Genomic DNA, 15,371 nt, shown 5'->3' with positions numbered 1-15,371 from the left:
TTGATATAATATGCAAGTTAAAAGAAGGGAGAGATCGGAATGAAGAAAAATGTAAAGAAAATAACGGTCGGAGGACTGCTTATCGCATTGGCACTTGTATTGCCTATGGCATTTCATTTAACGGGAGTGCCGCAACCGGGTCAAGTATTTTTGCCTATGCACATACCTGTATTACTCGGAGGATTTGTTTTAGGACCTGTGTTTGGATTTTTTGTAGGATTGTTTTCACCGATTATAAGCTCTGTTTTGACGGGTATGCCGGCAGTAGGCAGATTGCCGTTTATGATGATTGAGCTTGCGGTATATGGATTGGTAAGCGGTTTGATGTATAATACATTTAAGTTTAATAAGAAGAAAATGGGTACATATATTTCACTTTTAACTGCCATGCTTTGCGGTAGAATTGTGTATGCAATTTCATTGTTTGTTGCGGTAAATCTTATGGGTATACAGTGTGGCGGACCTATTGCGGCAGTTACCGCAACAGTCAGCGGTGTACCTGGAATTATAATTCAAGTTTTGATAATTCCGCCTGTTGTATATGCACTTGAAAGGAGCGGTTACATTGACAGACATTTTAGAATCTGCAAAGGAACAGTTGCATAATAATAATTTTTCTATTGTGATTGTAGGCGAAAATGATGTTTATACTTCAACGAAACACGGCGTTGCACCTCTTTTGGAAATTCTTGACGGTGGGGATGATATTATAAAAAATTCGTTTGCTGCCGATAAAGTTGTCGGTAAAGCGGCGGCTTTACTTATGGTAAAAGGCGGAGTAAAAGAGGTTTATGCCGATATTATAAGCTCTCATGCACTTGATGTTTTTGAAAAATATAAGGTTAAGGCATATTACGATAATTTGGTTGAGTATATTATAAATCGTGATAAAACAGGTATGTGTCCTATGGAAAAGGCAGTGCTTGAAGTAGATGAACCGAATACGGCATATGATGTGCTGAAAAAGAAAATTGCTGAAATGAGAAAGGGCGGTCATTGATCGCCTTTTGCTATATAATAAATATTTCGTAGGGCGGCCGTTGGTCGCCTTTTTGTGTGGTTTTGTATTGCAATACGGCAAGTGTTTCGTAGGGGCGACCATTGGTCGCCCTTAATGAGTTAGTGTGTGTGGGAAAAGGGACAGCACCACGACGTCCTTTTTTGCCACCACTCCGTCACTGCGTGCCACCTCTTCTCAAGGAGAGGTATTTTGTAAGGCTCCCATTGAGGGGAGCTGTCGGCAAAACCGACTGAGGGGTGGTGATAGAAAAATAGGCAACGGGCGACCGATGATCGCCCCTACGAAATATAAAAACGCATAAAAAAACACCGCCGTATCGGCGGTGTCAAAAACATATACATATTGGGGGGAGTAAATGTTTTAAATGGGGGAGTTATCACAACTATAAAAGATGTAATATATATATATGAAACAAATATCAAAGATATTTGTAACTTTTGGGGGGACCCTTGCCTTTGGGGAAGGCAAGGGCATATGAAAAAAAGGATGGTATCGACTGTTTTTACACAGTCTATCAATTAAAACTGGATAGCTTATTTAGTTTTATCTGCCGAGTCTTCCATCAAGCGAACCTGTACTTCCATAGTTTCACCGTCTCTTAAAATCTTAAAGGTCAAATAATCGCCCGCTTTTTTCTTATCACGGATTTCGTTGACCTCCTCGGTAGATGAGACCTTCTGACCGTCAACTTCAAGAATCATATCGTTGACTTTAAGTCCGGCCTCTGCCGCTCCGCTGCCCTCGGAAACACTTCCGATAAACAAACCGTAGCCTGTATCTTTGATACCGATTCCGACAAGCGGTCTGCCTGTCACGTATCCTGATGCCATCAAGTCGTCAATGATTGGTTTTGCCTCTGATATTGCGATAGCAAATCCCATACCTTCAACGCCTGTGGTTGATAATTTAACTGAGTTAATACCTATAACCTCACCGTATTGGTTGATTAAAGCACCGCCCGAGTTACCTGAGTTAATGGCGGCATCTGTCTGCAATAGGTTATAAGTTCTGTTATCTATATTCATTGTTCTGTTTACGGCACTGATTATACCTGACGTAACTGAACCGGAAAATTCCTGTCCCATAGGGTTACCGATTGCAACTGCCGTTTCACCGACTTGAACTGTTGTCGAGTCGCCGAGTGTTGCGGCTGTAAGCTTTGTTGAACCCGGATCGATTTTCAAAACCGCAAGGTCTGTTTTTGTATCCTGACCTACAAGTTTTGCGGTGAATTCATCACCTGTATTAAGTATTACCGATATTTCCGAAGCACCGTCAATAACGTGCTGATTTGTTACAATGTAACCATCGTCTTGGAAAATAATTCCTGAACCGCTGCCTTGTTCAACGGTTTGACCGTCTGTGCTTCCGTCGCCGCTTGAATAATAATATCTTCCGCTGAACGGATCGTAATATTTTTGCGGTTGAACTGTAGTCTTGTTTATAACACCGACAACGCTTGGTCCGACTTGTTCTGCAATTTCGGGAATTGTAAGAACTTTCTTACCGTTTTTGTATGCTGCAAGTTGAGCTGAATCCGAAGATGATGAATCATCCGATTGTGTTGTTGCACTTGCAACTGCCGCGCTTTGAGTGTTGTTGTTCATATTCTTTTGCATAAAGTACATTCCTGTTCCGAATACACCTGCTGTAAATATGCTTGCTGCAAGAGCTGAACAGACAGCTGTTAGCCATACTTTTTGTTTTTTCTCTTTCTTTGGCTTTTGGTCGTAAATAATCAAGTCAGTTGATTCTGTATAAGGGTATTTCTTCATGGTCGTCATCCTCCTTATATCATTATTATCAAAACAATCTAAATTCATACTCTTTATAGCTTTCCTTTGACTATGGTTATATGATACAGTACACTTTTGACACTGGTATGAATTAAATGTAAATAGAAATGACTTATTTTATGAACAAAGTGTGAACAGGTATTGACAAATAGAGATAATAAGGTTAGAATATGTATAAATGCGAATTATTTGCAACAAAATATACACGCAAAGATATTATAAAGTAGAAAGGATTTTATATGAAGAAGTTACTTATACTTGATTCAAACAGTATTTTAAACCGTGCGTTTTACGGTGTGCGTTATTTGTCCGCAAAGGACGGTACTCCGACAAATGCGATATATGGTTTTCTTAATATATTATTGAAACTGATAAAGGAGCAGGAGCCGGATTATATTTGTGCGGCTTTTGACGTGAAAGCACCGACATTTCGTCATAAGCAGTACGAGGGATACAAGGCACAGCGTAAGCCAATGCCCGAGGGACTTGCCGCACAAATGCCTCTTGCAAAGGATGTACTTCGTGCAATGGGCGTAACAATTCTTGAAAAAGAGGGTTACGAGGCTGATGACATAATCGGAACAGTTGCAAGACTTTGTGAAGAAAGTGAAATAAGCTGTTTCATTGCAACGGGCGATAAAGACGATCTGCAGCTTGCGAGTGACAAAACAAAGGTCATTTTGACGGTTACAAAGTCGGGATATAATGAAACGATTATTTATGATGACAAGGGTGTTAAGGAAAAGTACCACGTCACACCGACTGAATTTATTGACGTAAAAGCGCTTATGGGCGATCCGTCCGATAATATTCCCGGTGTTAAGGGTGTCGGCGAAAAAACGGCTATGAGCCTTATCGAAAAACATCACAGCATTGAATATATATATGAAAACATTGACGATATAGGTCTAAAGGGCGCTATGCTCCAAAAGATGAAAGACGGCAGGGAAATGGCGTTTATGTCAAAGGAGCTTGCGACTATCAACAGAAATACACCGATCGAATTTAATGCGGAGAAATGTGTATTTGACGGTTTTGAAAACAACGGCGAGCTTTACGAAATATTAAAGCGACTTGAACTTAACAGTATTATAAAGAAGCTTGATTTGTCAGGCGTGGATAACGTAAAAGAAAACGAGGATATTTTTAAAGATTTTTCTTATCAAGTCGGGGATAAGAATATGATTAGCGGTGATAAGGTGACCGTTGTGCTTGACTTTGACGGTGATAATATTTCATCGGCGGCAGTCGGAGCGGGGAATAATGCGGTAGTATTAAATGAGCAAGACGATATAAAAGAGTTGCTTGAAGATGACAGCATAGCAAAGGTTATGTTTGACGTCAAAGAGGCTATCGTTAAATTAAACTGCAGAATTGACATAAAAAATATAGCAGATGATACCGCAATCGCCGCATACCTTGTAGATCCTGCAAAAAATGAATACACAATAGAAAAATTGGCAAGCGAATATTTCGGCACGGTTATAGAAAAGCCTGAAGTCAAGCAGTTGTCATTACTTGACGATGTGGAAACCGACAGGAGCGAATACCTTGCAAAATGTGCAGTTGCACTCGGTGTGCTTAATGAGCGTATAGGCGATAAGATAAAGGAAAACGGACAGGAAAAGCTGTATCAAGAGGTGGAATTACCGCTTGTTACGGTGCTTGCACACCTTGAAATAAACGGATTTCTCGTAGACGACCATCAATTAAAGGAATTTGCCGATAAACTTGGTGAAAAGATTGATGCGCTTACAAATGAAATATATATGCTTGCCGGTGAAGAATTTAATATTAATTCACCGAAACAGCTTGGTGTAATTCTTTTTGAAAAACTTGAATTAAAGCCTGTAAAGAAAACAAAGACCGGATATGCGACAAATGCAGATGTGCTTGAAAAGCTCAGAGATAAGCACCCTATAGTTAATTTTATTATGGAATACCGTCAGCTTGCAAAGCTGAAAAGCACATATTGTGACGGTTTGCGGGCTGTTGTAAATCCGAATACGCACCGCATACATTCAGTGTTTACGCAGACAGTGACCGTTACCGGCAGACTTTCATCAACAGAACCGAATTTGCAGAACATTCCGACTCGTACGGAGCTTGGCAGAGAAATCAGGAAAATGTTTGTTGCGAAAGAGGGTTATGTACTTGTGGATGCAGACTATTCACAGATTGAGCTTAGAGTGCTTGCGCATATCGCAAATGATGAAACAATGATAAATGCGTTTAGAAATAATGAGGATATTCACGCAGTTACCGCATCACAGGTGCTTGGTATACCGCTTGAGGATGTTACAAAGGAACAGCGTTCAAGTGCAAAGGCGGTAAACTTCGGTATTGTGTACGGCATAGGTGAATTTTCACTGGCACAGGATTTGCATATATCGGTTAAAGAGGCTAAGGCATATATTGAAAGCTATCTTGAAAAGTATCACGGCGTAAGAAATTATATGGAGAGCATAAAGGAACAGGCGAAAAAGGACGGCTATGTTAAAACTATGCTTAACAGAATACGTTATATCCCTGAATTGAAGTCACCGAATTATAATATACGTCAGTTCGGCGAACGTGTTGCACTGAATACACCGATACAAGGTACGGCGGCGGATATTATAAAGCTTGCAATGGTGAGAGTTGATAATAGACTTATAAATGAGGGATTGAAGTCAAAGCTTATATTGCAGGTACATGACGAACTTATCGTTGAGGCACATAAGGACGAAGTGGATAAGGTTAAACAAATTTTGAGCGAAGAAATGCAGAGTGCAATGGAACTTAATGTTCCTCTTAAAGTGGATATGTCAACAGGACATAGCTGGTATGACGCGAAATAGTTTGCCACCACTCCGTCACTGCGTGCCACCTCTCCTCAAGGAGAGGCATAAAAGGCGCCACTTGAGGGGAGCTGTCGTGAAACGACTGAGGGGTGGCAAGTATAGATAATAGATAAATTCGTAGGGGACGACACCCACGACGTCCCGTATGTGCGATTATTACATCAAAACAACAACGAAAGGAAATAAAAATATGAAAAAAATTATAAAGCTGATACCACTAATGCTTATACTTGTTTTGGCATTGACATCGTGTCAAAAAAACGCTGAAAACAGCGGCAAACCAAAGGTATACACATCATTTTATGCAATGTATGACTTTACGAAAACAATCGGAGGTGACGATATAGATCTAACAAACATAGTACCGACAGGAACAGAGCCGCACGATTTTGAGCCGACTGCGTCTGATATGGCGAAACTTTCGGAGGCTGACATATTTATATATAACGGCGTCGGAATGGAAAGCTGGGCGGACAAAATAATCGAAACACTTCCGCAGAACGTAAAAGTTATATGCACATCGGAACAGATACCGACAGACGGAAACGATCCGCATATTTGGCTTAGTCCGCAGAATGCAAAATTGCAAATGCAGGCAATATGCAACGTGTTGTCAGAGGTGGACAGCAAAAATGCACAGAACTATATAAACAGACTTGACAGTTATCTAACTCAAATTGATGAGGTAGACACCGAGTACAAAAATGCCGAACTTGACGGTAAGACGATATTTGTAACACACGGTGCGTACAGCTATCTTTGCAACGATTACGGTATGAAACAAGTTGCGCTTGAGGGGGTTACAGGTGACAGTGATCCGTCACCGTCACAAATGGCAAAGGTGGTTGACCAAATAAAGAGCGAGGGCATAAGCTGTATTTTCTATGATCCGCTTGAGGGTGACAAAATGGCACAGGCGGTTGCGAATGAGGCTGATATTCAGGCACTTCCGCTTTATACTTTTGAGGGTGACAGCGAAAGTCGTGACTATGTAACGGTTATGAAAGCAAATCTTGAGGAACTAAAGAAGGGGATTTAAAATGAAAGCATCAAAACAGATTTCAGAATCACTTCCGATTATGATACTGCTCACATTGTCCGGTGGATTTATGGACGCATACAGTTATCTTTGCAGAGGTGAAGTTTTTGCAAATGCGCAGACGGGTAACATACTTTTGTTCGGTGTTAATTTGTCAATGGGGCATTGGAGCAAGGCACTCCAATATGTGTGTCCTGTTTTGGCATTTGCGATTGGTATTGCGGCGGCAGAATTTGTGAGAAGAAAGTTTACAAACAGAAAACACGTTCACTGGCGACAGATAATTGTATTTTGCGAGGCAGTGATATTATTCGGCGTAATGTTTATACCGCAGGAACTGAATTTGCTTGCAAACAGCCTTACATCGCTTGCGTGCGGTGCACAGGTTGAAAGTTTCAGAAAGATACAGGGCAACGGTATGGCGACTACAATGTGCATAGGTAACTTGCGTATGGCAACGCAATCGATATGTGATTATTGGTTTACAAAAGACAAACCCGCAATGGAAAAAGGATTTTTGTTTTTCGGCATAATTGCAATATTTACGATAGGTGCGATTATGGGTAACGTATCTGTCAGATTGTTCAGCGAAAAGGCTATTTTGGTAAGCAGTATATTGCTGATAACGGCGTTTTCGATTATGCTTATTAATAAGGAAGATTGAGGATAATATGGAACAGGAAATTTTAAAAATTGAAAATTTGTATTTTGATTATTCCGATACATCTGTATTGCGTGATGTGAATTTTACATTACATAAGGGTGATTTTCTCGGTATAATCGGTGCAAACGGTGCGGGAAAAAGTACACTGATAAAAATAATTTTAAAAATTTTGCCGTACAACAAGGGTAAAATAACACTTTTCGGAGAAGATTTATCGAAGTTTAAAGAAAATTATAAAATCGGTTATGTTTCTCAAAAAGCAAATTCGTTTAACAGCGATTTCCCTGCAACGGTTAAAGAGGTTGTAATGGCAAATCTGTACAGCAGACGCGGACTTTTTAAACGCTACAGAAAAGAGGATTACGAAAAACTAAGTACAGTGCTTGAAAAAGTGGGAATGTCGGGATACGAAAACCGACTGATCGGTAATTTGTCGGGCGGTCAGCAACAGAGGATATTTATTGCAAGAGCGTTGATTTCGGAGCCTGAACTGTTGCTTATGGACGAGCCGACAGTCGGAGTTGATGCGAAGTCGGTAAGACAGATAATGGACATAATAAGCGAACTCAACAAACAGGGAATGACGATTATTATGACAAACCACGATACTCCGGAACTTGTCAGAGTATCGGACAAACTTTTAATATTCTGCGAACACGGCAACGGCGAATTTGTAAGCCGAAACGACCTTACAATGCAACAGATAAACGAAATATTTGCAGGGAAGAGGGTGCATCATCATGGATAATATTTTTCAGTACGCATTTATGCAAAGAGCATTTGTAGTTGCGGCAATAATTGCGGTGATTGCACCGTGTATAGGCGTTTCGATTGTACTTAAAAGACTTTCGGCGATAGGTGACGCAACGTCACATTCGGCATTGGCAGGTATCGCATTCGGACTTTTGCTCGGAATTAATCCGATTTTGGGTGCGGTGATGTTTTCGATTTTTGCGGTTATCGGAATAGAGGTTTTCAGAAAATCATTCGGCAAATATTCGGAAATTGCAACGGTGGTTGTTATGTCGGCGGGTATCGGTCTTACGGCGGTATTGTCGGGATTTATAACCAACGGCTCAACCAATATAAACAGCTTTTTGTTCGGCTCGATAGTTGCAATAACCGATTTTGAATTGTACTTAACGATTGGACTCGGCATAGCGGTTATTATAACTTCAATATTATTGTATAAAGAATTGTTCTTCGTTACGTTTGACGAAGAGGCGGCAAAGCTTGCGGGAGTGCCTGTCGGCGGTATTAATCTTGTACTTATGTTATTAACGGCGGTTACGGTTTCGGTTGCGTCAAGAATTGTCGGCGCGCTTATGATTTCGTCACTTCTTGTTATACCTGTTGCGGCGGCAATGATGATTGCGAAAAGCTATAAGCAGACAATATGGTGGTCAATCGCGTTTGCAGAATTTTTCACTGTTGCCGGACTATTCATATCGTACTATCTTGACCTCAGACCGGGAGGCACGATTGTGCTTTTGGGTGTGGTATTCTTGATTGTAATAATGGCTTGTACAAGTAAAAGGAGAAGGTGAGAGTATGGAGGATATAAACAGCATACTTTCAAAAGTAGGTTTGAAATGTACAAAACAGCGTATAAGCGTTATGCAGGTACTGTCGGACGCAGACGCACCTCTTACGGTTGAAAATATATATGACAAGGTTGACGGAATGTCGCTTTCGACCGTTTACAGAATTGCGGAAAAGCTGTGTGAAAAGGGTATAGTTAGTAAGCATACAATTCAAGACAGTGATAAGTTTTATTATGAACTCATAAACGGCGAACACCGTCATTATGCAATATGTCTTGGCTGTAAGGAAATGCGTTACGTCGATATATGCCCCGTACATTCACCGCATATAGATAATTTTACGGTGACGGGACATAAACTTGAAATATACGGCTATTGTGATAAATGTCAAAAGAAATTGAATACAAAAGGACGCTGATTTCAGCGTCCTTTTTGGTTGAATTATTTTTGAGTTATTGGTGTTAAGTAGAGATTGTATAAATAGCCACCGTTATAACCAAACTCAAAGTTGTTATCATCTGAAATACGACCGGCTTTAACTCGAAGCTTATCAACACCTATAAGATTTACTTTGACATCTACGGCTTTTTCGAGTCTTTTATTTGAAACTGTTGCAAGCACCTCATCGGTATCTTCATTTATGAATTGTACAGCATTTATGTCATCATCATTATCACGATCAGGTACGGCAAATAAGCCTTCTAAAGAAGAATATTTGCCGTCAAGAATAAATAAAGTACTACTATAAGGAGCAAAACGGTTATCAGGAACAATTGTAACTTGTCTAAGGGGAAATGTAGCACTTGAACTGTTTAAAATATGGGTACCTTCAACTGGCTCGATTTTTGCCATATTAACTTTGTCTGTTTCTAATTTATCGCCGATATATATAGTGCTTGTGTCACTGTCCCAATCAACGTTTTGTCCCAGAGCGTTTGAAATGGATCTTACGGGCAGATAGGTCGTGCCGCTGGAGATAAACGGCTTAACAGGGGTGCCGTCACTGTCACGCGGTGTTGTCGGCTTTCCATTTACGACAACTTTGATGTCAGTGTAAGCCACTTCAAGAAATTTTCTGTACGTATCGGCAAGCGCGGACGCACCACCGATTGCCATTGACAATGCGCAGCCGACTGCAATTCCTTTTACAAAATCCTTTTTCATATAAAAACTCCCTTTCAAAATATATTTGTTAATATCAGTATAACATACAAATATAGCTAATTACAAGTGTAAATGAGTATATAATAAAGGGGACACTAAATTTTAGTGTCCCTATTATATTGCTTTATTTTATCATTTCGATTAAATCGGGGATACATTCCTCGAATTTAACCGCGTACCAATGCTCTTTTTCGCTCCCTACAGTGTGCTTGATACAGTCAACCGTAAAGTCAACGGCTATCCTAACCGCCTTACTCATATCAAATCCCTTAACCAATGCACCGCACAAGGTGCTTGAAAAAATATCGCCTGTACTGTGGAAGTAACCGGGAATATTTTCGTTAAAGTACGATGAAAATTCGCCTGTTTCTCTGTTGTAGGACATAACGCCCTGTGAATTATCGTCAAAACTTACACCTGTAAGAACGACAATTTTTGAACCGAGATTTGAAAGACGTATAAGCAGATTCTTTATATATTCTTCATTATATCCGCCGTCGATATAGTCCTCGTCAAGCAGCTGTGCCGCTTCGGTAAGGTTAGGCACGATTACGTCGGCTTTTGAACAAAGTTTTTTCATTTCCAAAGCAAAATCTTCGGTGAAACCGGCATAAAAATGTCCCTTGTCACCCATTACGGGATCAACGATTATAAGGTTGTCATCGGTCTTGAATTTATCGAAAAAGTCCGAAACTATTTTTATCTGCTCAAATGAGCCTAAATAACCTGTTGCAACTGCGTCAAATTTTAAATCAAGGCTTTTCCAATGGTCTGCGATAGACGGAATATCGTTCGTTAAATCGCGATATGTATAGCCTGTAAATCCGCCTGTATGCGTTGAAAGTACCGCCGTAGGTACGGGACAAGCTTCTATACCCATTGCGGAAATTATAGGAAGCGCAACGGTAAGCGAACATTTACCGAAACACGAAATATCTTGTATTGACACAATTCTTTTCATTCTAAAACTCCATTCCTTCGTTTATAAACGACTTTAGATATTTTATAACATTTCATTGTTAATGTCAATAAAATCATCATAAAGTTGTCCGAATGTACATAATTTAATATACATAAATAAATATTGGGAGGCGAGAAAAATTGTGTTATGACTATGCGAGAATGTTGAAAGACATAGAAATGCTTACGGACAATTATAACATTATAGAAAGATTTTCGATAGGAAAGAGTGTTATGCAGAAAGATATTCCGTGTTTGAAAATCGGAAAGGGAAAGAAAAAACTGCTTTTAAGCGGTGCGTATCACGGACTTGAATATCTTACGGCGGCTTTTTTGATAAAATTTGTGTCAAATTACACCGTAAAGCTGATGACGGAAACGGAATATTTCGGGTATGACATAAAAAGGCTGTATTCGGATATTACGGTTTACATTGTACCTATTGTCAACCCTGACGGAGTAGATATTGCACTTAACGGTCTTGATATTACTAACGAATATCACAGGCACTTAATCAGTATGGTGGGAATACATAGTTTTAATCATGTTTGGCAGGCAAATTCGAGGGGAGTTGATATAAACCATAATTTTGACGCAAAGTGGCAGATGGTTGTCGATAAACCGTCACCGTCAAAATACGGCGGTGAATATGCGGAGTCCGAGCCCGAAACAAGGGCAATTACGGAATTTGTGAGAAAAGAGCAGTTTGATATGTTGTTGGCATTTCACAGTCAAGGCCGTGAGATATATTATGACTTTGACGGTATGACAGGTGAAAATTCGGTTGAGATTGCAAAGAAAATGGCGGAGGAAAGCGGATATGCGGTGTGTATTCCGACAGGTACGGCGTCATACGGCGGTTGTAAGGATTGGTTTATAAAGGAGTTCGGAAAAGAGGGATTTACGGTGGAAATAGGTACGGGACAAAACCCTTTGCCGATGAGTATGCTTGATGAAGTGTATGATGAAAATGCCAAAATTGCTTTATGTGCCATGCATGAATGTGCATATAACTAAAAATGAGCTGTTGAAAAAACAGCTCATTTTCAGAGGACAATAAATTGTCGTATTATTTTTAGTCTAATTTTGAACCGCACTTATAGCAGAAATGAGTATTCGGTGCGTTTACAGAGTCGCAAACGGGACAAGTAATCGGCTTAGGTGTGTCATTTTCTGTCGGAGCGACTTGTTCGGTTGTTTGTGGTTGAACAGGTGGTTGAACAGGTGTTTGAACCGGTGCGGATTGTGCCTGTGGTGCCGAATATGTTGTTGACTTTACCGGAGTCTTTGCATATTCATAGAAACCTGCGTGTACAAGACCGAAGAACAACGGTGCAAACAATGTATATACAAGCTGAACTATGACTGTGATAACCGCAAACAATATACCGACAAACGGAATCTTTGAAAGCAATGCAAGTATAGCCATAACAGCATAAATCAGCAAGTTAGGGATAAATTCGGCACAGAACATTTGAAGTTTGTAACCGTTTGTATCCTGCATTGATTTTCTGAGTGCCGCAGTTGCGTTTACCGATTTTTCTTCATTAAGTATATACGGTGTGAATGAATACGCATAATACTTTGAAATAGCGATAAACGGACCTGCAATCGGAACTAAGAACCAAATGAAAATCCATAGCTTTTTCCAACACATACCGCCGGCAGTTCTCCAAAAATCTTTAAAACCTTTGAAAAGCTGGTCGGAATAAACTTCCTTACCGTTGAAACCGTCAAGATAAACTGCCGCCATACCTGCGGAAAGAACCGCTATAACAGGCACAATAACTATCGGTAATACGCCGAATACAAGAACGAGTATAGTTAAAAGTGAACTCAAAAGTGAAAGTCCCCATAGCTTAAACGGCATTTTTGACAATACGTTAAAAGCTCTTTTGTAGATATTACTTATAATCATAATAAAAACCTCCTTAAAAAATTAATTGTTTTGACCGTAATATGCGTTTGCGCCGTGTTTTCTGTAATAGTGTTTATCCTTTAATTCTTGAGGTGCCTCTTGAACTTTCGGATTAATCATTTCGGTACGCGCTGCCATTTTCGCAACTTCTTCAAGTACGACTGCATTGTGAACAGCCTCCATACCGTCTTTGCCCCAAGTGAAAGGACCGTGATTTTTACATAGTACGGCAGGCATTGCAACGTAATCTTTGTCTTTGAAGAAGTCAACGATAAGTACGCCTGTATTTTTTTCGTATGCCTCGTCGATTTCTTCCTTTGTAAGATTTCTTACGCATGGAATTTCGCCGTACATATAGTCAGCGTGAGTTGTACCGTAGCAAGGAATACCGCGTCCCGATTGTGCCCAGCTTGTTGCCCAAGGTGAGTGTGTATGTACGATACCGCCGATATTAGGGAATGCTTTGTAAAGCTCAATATGAGTCGCTGTGTCTGATGATGGGTTATATTTACCTTCGATTTTGTTACCGTCAAGGTCCATAATAACCATATCTTCAGGCTTTAGCTTATCGTAATCAACGCCCGACGGCTTGATTGCAAAATAGCCTGTTTCTCTGTCAATTTCACTTACGTTACCCCAAGTGAATGTAACAAGTCCATGCTTTGGTAACTGCATATTAGCCTCGTAAACTCTTTGCTTTAATTCTTCTAACATATTATATATCTCCTTTTATTAGTATTTCAAATATTCAACTGCCGCTTTTTCGATAGGCAGACCGTTCTTGTAACGTACAGCAAATTCGTTAAATCCTTTAACGTCCTCGTCTGTCGGCTCAAGTGTGTATGATTCACTTTGTGAGAATACTTTGTTGTTAAGGAAATCGGTAAGTGTTTCGTTTTCTGATTTTGCAAGCATATATGACGCAAGCAATGCGATACCCCAAGCACCGCCCTCACCGGCTGTTTCCATAAGTGAAACAGGTGTGTTTATAGCGGCAGCCATAAACTTCTGACCAACGTCCTTTGTCTTGAACAACCCGCCGTGACCGAACATTCTGTCAAGCTTGACATTTTCCTTGTCAAGAAGAATATCCATACCGAGCTTTAATGTTCCGAGTGCGGAATAAAGGTGAGTTCTCATCATATTTGCAAGGTTAAACTTACTGTCCGGTGTACGAACGAAAAGCTGACGGCCTTCTTCAAGACCTGTAATATTTTCGCCCGAGAAATATCCGTATGAAAGAAGTCCTCCGCAGTCTGCGTCACCTTCAAGAGCTTTTCTGTAAAGTGTGCCGTATAGCTTTTCCGTACTTATTTCAATACCGAGTTCGGCTGAATATTCTCTGAATATATTTACCCAAGCATTAAGGTCAGATGTACAGTTGTTTACGTGTACCATTGCAACGTCGTCACCGACCGGTGTTGTAACTATATCAATTTCGGGATAAGCCTTTGAAAGCGGTTTTTCAAGTACAACCATAGCAAATACGGACGTACCGGCTGAAACGTTTCCTGTACGCTTTGTAATGCTGTTTGTTGCGGTCATACCCGTACCGGCGTCACCCTCCGGAGGGCATAGCGGAATACCTGCACCGAGTTTGCCTGTTGTGTCAAGAAGTTTTGCACCCTCTTCTGAAAGTGTACCGGCATTTTCTCCTGCAACAAGCACTTTTGGAAGTAAGTCTGAAATTGTATAAGGAAGATTTTTATTTGAAATCAACTTATCGAATTTCTCAATCATACCCTTATTATAATCTTTTGATGCACTGTCGATAGGGAACATACCCGACGCCTCGCCGATACCGAGTACAAATTCACCTGTAAGTTTCCAATGAACATATCCGGCAAGTGTTGTAAGATACTTGATTTTTGAAATATGTTCTTCTCCGTTTAAAATCGCCTGATAAAGATGAGCAATGCTCCATCTTTCAGGAATATTGAAGTCAAAAAGACTTGTAAGTTCTGCGGCGGCTTTGCCTGTTATGCTGTTTCTCCAAGTACGGAACGGAACTAAAAGCTCCTTGTTTTCGTCAAATGCCATATAGCCGTGCATCATAGCACTGAAGCCTATTGCACCGATTTTTGTAAGTTCTTCGCCGTATTGATTTTTAACGTCGTCAGCCATATTTTTGTAGCTTGTCTGAATACCTGTCCAAACGTCCTCAAGACTGTATGTCCAAATACCGTTTTCCAAACGGTTTTCCCATTCGTAACTGCCGGACGCGATAGGATTGTTATTTTCGTCAATCAAAACTGCCTTTATACGAGTTGAGCCAAGCTCAATACCGAGTACGGTTTTGCCGTTTTGAATTGCGTTTTTAATCTGCTCCATAATTTTCTCCCTCTGTTTTTTTATTTAAAGAATAAAACTCTTAACTATTATTATAAACAACTTATCTATGTTTGGCAATATAAAAAAGAGA

At 40.2% G+C, this 15,371-nt stretch carries 15 protein-coding genes; 9 read left to right on the top strand and 6 right to left on the bottom strand.

All coding sequences use genetic code 11. The features are described from left to right. The first annotated feature begins 39 nt into the window (after positions 1–39). Together ACSAMO_RS05965 and ACSAMO_RS05960 are read left to right on the top strand one after the other, a co-directional pair. Positions 40–606, top strand: a complete 567-nt coding sequence (locus ACSAMO_RS05965) for an ECF transporter S component (RefSeq protein ID WP_022231103.1) — start codon at positions 40–42, stop codon at positions 604–606. Further along, entirely contained in the window at positions 566–1,000 is a 435-nt protein-coding gene (locus ACSAMO_RS05960) for a DUF1893 domain-containing protein (protein WP_022231104.1), read from the top strand. The genes ACSAMO_RS05965 and ACSAMO_RS05960 overlap by 41 nt, the downstream gene beginning before the upstream one ends. A 554-nt stretch (positions 1,001–1,554) precedes the next feature. On the opposite strand, the gene ACSAMO_RS05955 is transcribed toward ACSAMO_RS05960, so the two are convergent. Next, the gene (locus ACSAMO_RS05955; RefSeq protein WP_022231105.1) at positions 1,555–2,796 is read right to left on the bottom strand and encodes a S1C family serine protease; all 1,242 of its coding nucleotides are present in this window, start codon (positions 2,794–2,796) and stop codon (positions 1,555–1,557) included. Between the two features lie 260 nt (positions 2,797–3,056). Here ACSAMO_RS05955 and polA point away from each other — a divergent pair, with 260 nt between their 5' ends. The 6 genes from polA to ACSAMO_RS05925 all read left to right on the top strand — a co-directional run bounded on the left by polA (position 3,057) and on the right by ACSAMO_RS05925 (position 9,325). Continuing rightward, on the top strand, positions 3,057–5,657 hold the full coding sequence (polA, locus tag ACSAMO_RS05950; RefSeq protein WP_499210032.1) for a DNA polymerase I: 2,601 nt from the start codon (positions 3,057–3,059) through the stop codon (positions 5,655–5,657). Positions 5,658–5,850: 193 nt separating this feature from the next. Next, entirely contained in the window at positions 5,851–6,699 is an 849-nt protein-coding gene (locus tag ACSAMO_RS05945; protein WP_308455957.1) for a metal ABC transporter substrate-binding protein, read from the top strand. A 1-nt stretch (position 6,700) separates the two neighbouring features. Beyond that, a complete protein-coding gene (locus ACSAMO_RS05940) occupies positions 6,701–7,363 on the top strand; it encodes a YoaK family protein (RefSeq protein ID WP_022231108.1) in 663 nt (220 codons plus the stop codon). A gap of 7 nt (positions 7,364–7,370) precedes the next feature. Further along, the gene (locus ACSAMO_RS05935) at positions 7,371–8,111 is read left to right on the top strand and encodes a metal ABC transporter ATP-binding protein (protein WP_147514155.1); all 741 of its coding nucleotides are present in this window, start codon (positions 7,371–7,373) and stop codon (positions 8,109–8,111) included. Then, positions 8,104–8,910: a metal ABC transporter permease gene (locus ACSAMO_RS05930; RefSeq protein ID WP_483229789.1), complete on the top strand. Its 807-nt coding sequence runs from the start codon at positions 8,104–8,106 to the stop codon at positions 8,908–8,910. Before ACSAMO_RS05935 ends, ACSAMO_RS05930 begins: the two co-directional genes overlap by 8 nt. Positions 8,911–8,914: 4 nt before the next feature. Then, complete coding sequence (locus ACSAMO_RS05925; RefSeq protein WP_117968687.1) at positions 8,915–9,325, top strand: Fur family transcriptional regulator; 411 nt, start codon at positions 8,915–8,917, stop codon at positions 9,323–9,325. A 23-nt stretch (positions 9,326–9,348) separates the two neighbouring features. Here the strand turns inward: ACSAMO_RS05925 and ACSAMO_RS05920 are convergent, their stop codons facing one another. Together ACSAMO_RS05920 and ACSAMO_RS05915 are read right to left on the bottom strand one after the other, a co-directional pair. Beyond that, positions 9,349–10,071 (bottom strand): stalk domain-containing protein, encoded by a 723-nt coding sequence (locus ACSAMO_RS05920; protein WP_412613426.1) that lies wholly within the window; start codon positions 10,069–10,071, stop codon positions 9,349–9,351. Between the two features lie 124 nt (positions 10,072–10,195). Next, positions 10,196–11,032, bottom strand: coding sequence for a pyridoxamine kinase (locus ACSAMO_RS05915; RefSeq protein ID WP_412275291.1), 837 nt, complete (start codon positions 11,030–11,032; stop codon positions 10,196–10,198). Positions 11,033–11,172: 140 nt separating this feature from the next. Here ACSAMO_RS05915 and ACSAMO_RS05910 point away from each other — a divergent pair, with 140 nt between their 5' ends. Continuing rightward, entirely contained in the window at positions 11,173–12,048 is an 876-nt protein-coding gene (locus ACSAMO_RS05910) for a M14 family metallopeptidase (protein WP_499210031.1), read from the top strand. A gap of 58 nt (positions 12,049–12,106) precedes the next feature. Here ACSAMO_RS05910 and ACSAMO_RS05905 read toward each other — a convergent pair whose 3' ends face one another. The 3 genes from ACSAMO_RS05905 to ACSAMO_RS05895 are packed head-to-tail and all read right to left on the bottom strand — an operon-like array spanning position 12,107 to position 15,280. Continuing rightward, positions 12,107–12,949 carry a hypothetical protein gene (locus tag ACSAMO_RS05905; protein ID WP_482490653.1) on the bottom strand — a complete coding sequence of 281 codons (843 nt, stop codon included), beginning with the start codon at positions 12,947–12,949 and terminating at the stop codon, positions 12,107–12,109. Positions 12,950–12,970: 21 nt separating this feature from the next. Further along, positions 12,971–13,663, bottom strand: coding sequence for an L-ribulose-5-phosphate 4-epimerase (locus tag ACSAMO_RS05900; RefSeq protein WP_022231115.1), 693 nt, complete (start codon positions 13,661–13,663; stop codon positions 12,971–12,973). An 18-nt stretch (positions 13,664–13,681) separates the two neighbouring features. Then, entirely contained in the window at positions 13,682–15,280 is a 1,599-nt protein-coding gene (locus ACSAMO_RS05895; RefSeq protein ID WP_412275288.1) for a xylulokinase, read from the bottom strand. Positions 15,281–15,371 lie beyond the last annotated feature (91 nt).

Source organism: Ructibacterium sp. SJQ-7 (assembly GCF_054696575.1).
This window is presented reverse-complemented; position numbering and strand designations above follow the sequence as displayed.

Bases quoted from the DNA above. Each gene is read 5' to 3' on its own strand.
- ACSAMO_RS05915 (WP_412275291.1), bottom strand. From the start codon at position 11,032: ATGAAAAGAATTGTGTCAATACAAGATATTTCGTGTTTCGGTAAATGT.
- ACSAMO_RS05905 (WP_482490653.1), bottom strand. From the start codon at position 12,949: ATGATTATAAGTAATATCTACAAAAGAGCTTTTAACGTATTGTCAAAA.
- ACSAMO_RS05920 (WP_412613426.1), bottom strand. From the start codon at position 10,071: ATGAAAAAGGATTTTGTAAAAGGAATTGCAGTCGGCTGCGCATTGTCA.
- ACSAMO_RS05930 (WP_483229789.1), top strand. From the start codon at position 8,104: ATGGATAATATTTTTCAGTACGCATTTATGCAAAGAGCATTTGTAGTT.
- polA (WP_499210032.1), top strand. From the start codon at position 3,057: ATGAAGAAGTTACTTATACTTGATTCAAACAGTATTTTAAACCGTGCG.
- ACSAMO_RS05895 (WP_412275288.1), bottom strand. From the start codon at position 15,280: ATGGAGCAGATTAAAAACGCAATTCAAAACGGCAAAACCGTACTCGGT.
- ACSAMO_RS05935 (WP_147514155.1), top strand. From the start codon at position 7,371: ATGGAACAGGAAATTTTAAAAATTGAAAATTTGTATTTTGATTATTCC.
- ACSAMO_RS05955 (WP_022231105.1), bottom strand. From the start codon at position 2,796: ATGAAGAAATACCCTTATACAGAATCAACTGACTTGATTATTTACGAC.
- ACSAMO_RS05945 (WP_308455957.1), top strand. From the start codon at position 5,851: ATGAAAAAAATTATAAAGCTGATACCACTAATGCTTATACTTGTTTTG.
- ACSAMO_RS05940 (WP_022231108.1), top strand. From the start codon at position 6,701: ATGAAAGCATCAAAACAGATTTCAGAATCACTTCCGATTATGATACTG.
- ACSAMO_RS05965 (WP_022231103.1), top strand. From the start codon at position 40: ATGAAGAAAAATGTAAAGAAAATAACGGTCGGAGGACTGCTTATCGCA.
- ACSAMO_RS05900 (WP_022231115.1), bottom strand. From the start codon at position 13,663: ATGTTAGAAGAATTAAAGCAAAGAGTTTACGAGGCTAATATGCAGTTA.
- ACSAMO_RS05925 (WP_117968687.1), top strand. From the start codon at position 8,915: ATGGAGGATATAAACAGCATACTTTCAAAAGTAGGTTTGAAATGTACA.